The sequence below is a fragment of the Rhodococcus chondri genome, from assembly GCF_036327435.1.
GTDB classification, from domain to species: domain Bacteria; phylum Actinomycetota; class Actinomycetes; order Mycobacteriales; family Mycobacteriaceae; genus Rhodococcus; species Rhodococcus chondri.
Window position 1 is genome coordinate 1 of record NZ_JAUZMZ010000277.1, and the last position, 3,877, is coordinate 3,877.

Genomic DNA, 3,877 nt, shown 5'->3' on the forward strand with positions numbered 1-3,877 from the left:
TTCCCGGACCGTGGAACCGGGCTCCCACCCGAGCGGTGTCGGGTGCATCCTCGTGCCCTGACACTGAAATCAGCATCGAACGACGCAAACCCGACCTCCGGTCAGGCCGCGCGAAAAATCGAGGCTAACAAGCCGGGCGGCCGCGGTGGGACGATAAATGCTGATTCGGTGGGTGCCGGCGTGATCGGTACGGCGAGGAAACATCAGTTCTCCGCCACACCGGATCTGCCGTGTCTGTTCACCGGTGGAGGAGGGTGCTCGAGGACTCGGCGCCTCGGCTCCTTCGGCTCGATTTCCCAGTCGATCACTGTGTCTTCATCTGCAGTTGCGTCATGGTCACCGACGGGTGACCATGACGCCTGCACGCTGCGACGACCGCGGAGTCGGCCTGATGATCAGGGTCGGACGACTGCGCTCGTCGACCGGTACTTGATACCGAGAGCCAGGATCACCGCGGCAAGGCAGGCCAACGCGAGCATCGCGCAGACCGCGCCGAGTCCCGCGACCGTCGGTGTCGATGTCCCCGGCACCACCAGGTAGGCGAGGAGCAACGTTGCGACCGAGGTACCCACCGCCGACGCCGCGGTCCGCAGAACCGTTTGGCTGCCGGTCATCTCACTGGTGTTGTGCTCGGGAACGAATTCGACGAGCAGGTTCGGCATCGCGGTGTAGGCGAAGGCCGTTGCGATCGAACTGGCCACCACCAGCATCGTCATACCGATGACCGAATCGCGGAAGAAGAAGAAGCCGGCGCACGCAATTCCGAACAGGGCACTTCCGAGCAGGAGCGACGACCTGGCACCGACCACGGCGGCGATCTTGCCTGCAACGGGCGTGCACGCCATACCGATCATCGCACCGACGAACGAGAGCATGCCGGCATAGGTGGGCGAAAGCCCCAGCCCGAACGGCGCACTCGTAGGCGTCTGCATGATGATCGGAATCAGCATGGTCGACACCCCGATCGGCCCGACTCCGAGGGCGATGCCGGCGGCCATGGTCAGAGCTACGTTCCGTTCCGCCAGCAGACGCAGGTTGACGATCGGGGACGTGCGGCCGAGCTCCCACCACACCCACCACGCGAAGATCACTGCGCCGACGAGAATGGGGCCCAGCACGAGACCGTCACTCCATCCCCATGCCCGACTCTGGGTGAGGCCGAACAGAATTGTGGCCACCGCGACTGCCAGACCGACGGCGCCGACGAAATCCACCTGTTGCCGCTGGCGGACACGGCGGCGCCACGGGAGTACGGCTTCGACCAGGAAGATGCAGACGACGGCGTAGACCGCGGTGACAACGAAGATGTATCGCCAGTCGCCGAGGTCGATCAGCACGCCTGCGACGAGAACAGAGGCAGCACCGGCCGCGACGGCGGAACCGGAGATCAAGGCAATGGCCATCGGCACCTTGTGCGCCGGCAGGTGCTCGCGGGCCAGACCGATGCACAACGGCAGGATCGCCCCCGCAACACCCTGAATTGCACGGCCGGCGATGATGGCCTCGAGAGTGCCGAATGCCATGCTGATGATCGAACCCGATGCCGCGCAGATCAAAACAATGATCAGCACACGTTCGCGGCCGTACATGTCGCCGAGTCGCCCGCACACCGCCGCCGAAGCTGCGGCGACCAACAGGAACGCGGTCACGGTCCAGCCGACAGCGGAGGTGTCCGTTTCGAAGATGCGGGCGAAGGTCGGCAGCGCCGCGTACATCATCGATGTCTCGAAGGCACTGATCACCTCGACTGCGATCAGCACGGCCACCACCAGCCAAACCGGTCGCGACCGCTCGTAGCGCCGTTGCGAGCGTGTGGACGACCGTGGATCCGGTGCGATCGTGGTACTCATGCAGCCTCCTGTACTCCTCTGACCCCGAACAGGCACGGTATTGCGGTGCGGTACGTCACAAGAGTCGGATGCCGCTCAGTGGGACTGCCCGATGACAGCCCGGTGGTAGTGATCGACCCGGGCATTCCTGTCGGACCACGAGGCGGGTACACATTTCGCGGGCCACGTTCGTCCGGTGGCGAGGACCACCAGTGTCGACTACCTCGATCTCGGACCTGGAGCGACGCCCTCGTCGGGGTTGATTCCACGGCGAACCGCGCCGGGTACGGACCGCGGGGACGGCCGGGCGGTCCGCGCCGAGGAATGCAGCTGCCACGGAACGCTGGTCACCATCACCCCGCGCTGAAAGAGCAATCGGCTCTTCAAGCGCAGCGCGCTCTGATTGTGCAGGAGCTGTTCCCACCAATGCCCCACCACGTACTCGGGGATGAACACCGTCACCACATCCCGCGGGGAGGACCGTCGGATTGTGCTGACGTAGTCGATTACCGGACGGGTGATTTCTCGGTACGGCGAGTCGATCACCTTCAGCGGCACGGGGAGATTGCTGCGTTCCCACGCACCCACCAGTGCGCGGGTGTCGGCATCGTCGACGTCGACGGTGACCGCCTCGAGGACGTCCGGGCGGGTGGCGCGCGCATAGGCCACGGCGCGCAGGGCGGGTCCGTGGAGCTGGGAGACCAGGACGATCGAGTGGGTGCGACTGGGCAGCACCCCGTCCCACTCGGCCGCCTCCAGTTCTTCGGCGACGCTGTCGTAGTGGTGATGGATCGCTCTCATGACGGCGAACATGACCGACATCGCGACGATCGCGATCCAGGCACCGGCGACGAACTTCGTGATCAGCACGATCACCAGGACCGAGGAGGTCATCGCCAGGCCGATCGTGTTCACGACGCGTGAGCGCTGCATCCGCCGCCGTTCCCGCACGTCGCTCTCCGTCGACAGGTGCCCGGTCCAGTGCCTGACCATGCCGGCCTGGCTCAACGTGAACGAGACGAACACCCCGACGATGTAGAGCTGGATCAGCCGCGTCACCTCGGCGCCGAACGCGGCAACGAACACGATCGCTGCGGCCGACAGGAAGACGATGCCGTTGCTGAACGCCAGCCGATCCCCCCGGGTGTGGAGCTGGCGCGGAAGGTAGCGGTCCTGCGCGAGGATCGATCCCAGGACCGGGAAACCGTTGAACGCGGTGTTGGCGGCCAGCACCAGGATGACGGCGGTCAACGCCGTCATGAGGTAGAAGCCCGGCCGGAAATCGGCGAAAACGGTTTCCGCGATCTGCACGACCAGGGTCTTCTGATGATAGTTCTCGGGTGCCCCGCGCAGTTGGGTGCCGGGGTCCTCGGCGATCACCACGCCGAGCCTGTCAGCGAGCACGATGATCCCCAGCAACATGGTCACCGCGATACCGCCGAGCATCAGCAAGGTGGACGCGGCGTTACGGGACTTCGGTTTCCGGAAGGCCGGGACGTCGTTGCTGATCGCCTCCACACCGGTCAGGGCCGCGCACCCCGACGAGAATGCACGCGCGAGAAGGAACGCGAAGGCGAGACCGGTCGCCGCGGAAGGCTCGGCGACGAGCTCGAAGCCCGACGACTCCGCACGAAGATCGTTGCCGAACACGAAAACCTGGGTCAGTCCCCAGCCGAGCATCACCGTCATGGAGAGCATGAAGCCGTAGGTCGGCACCGCGAACGCAACCCCGGCCTCCCGCAGGCCACGGAGGTTGACAGCCGTGAGAATCACGATGGCGCCCACGGCGAACAACACCGTGTGGTGGGCGACGAACGGGACCGCCGAGCCGATATTGGAGGCGGCGGCCGAGATCGACACCGCCACCGTCAGCAGGTAGTCGACGAGCAGAGCACTGCCGACGATCAGCCCGGCGGTGGCACCGAGATTCTTCGTCGCCACCTCGTAGTCGCCGCCTCCGGACGGATAGGCATGGACGTTCTGCCGGTAGCTCGCCACGACCACCGCCAGGACAACTGCGACCGCCACCCCGATCGACGGCGCGAACG

The 3,877-nt window shown here is 65.7% G+C and carries 2 protein-coding genes; both read right to left on the minus strand.

All coding sequences use genetic code 11. The features are described from left to right. Positions 1-395 precede the first annotated feature (395 nt). Positions 396-1,850: an MFS transporter gene (locus Q8814_RS24905; RefSeq protein ID WP_330154638.1), complete on the minus strand. Its 1,455-nt coding sequence runs from the start codon at positions 1,848-1,850 to the stop codon at positions 396-398. Between the two features lie 198 nt (positions 1,851-2,048). Continuing rightward, positions 2,049-3,877 (minus strand): APC family permease (locus Q8814_RS24910; RefSeq protein ID WP_330154639.1); only part of this gene is annotated, 1,829 nt, incomplete at its 5' end.

Excerpts from the sequence above, each read along its gene's own strand:
- Q8814_RS24905 (WP_330154638.1), bottom strand. The coding sequence starts at position 1,850 with ATGAGTACCACGATCGCACCGGATCCACGGTCGTCCACACGCTCGCAA.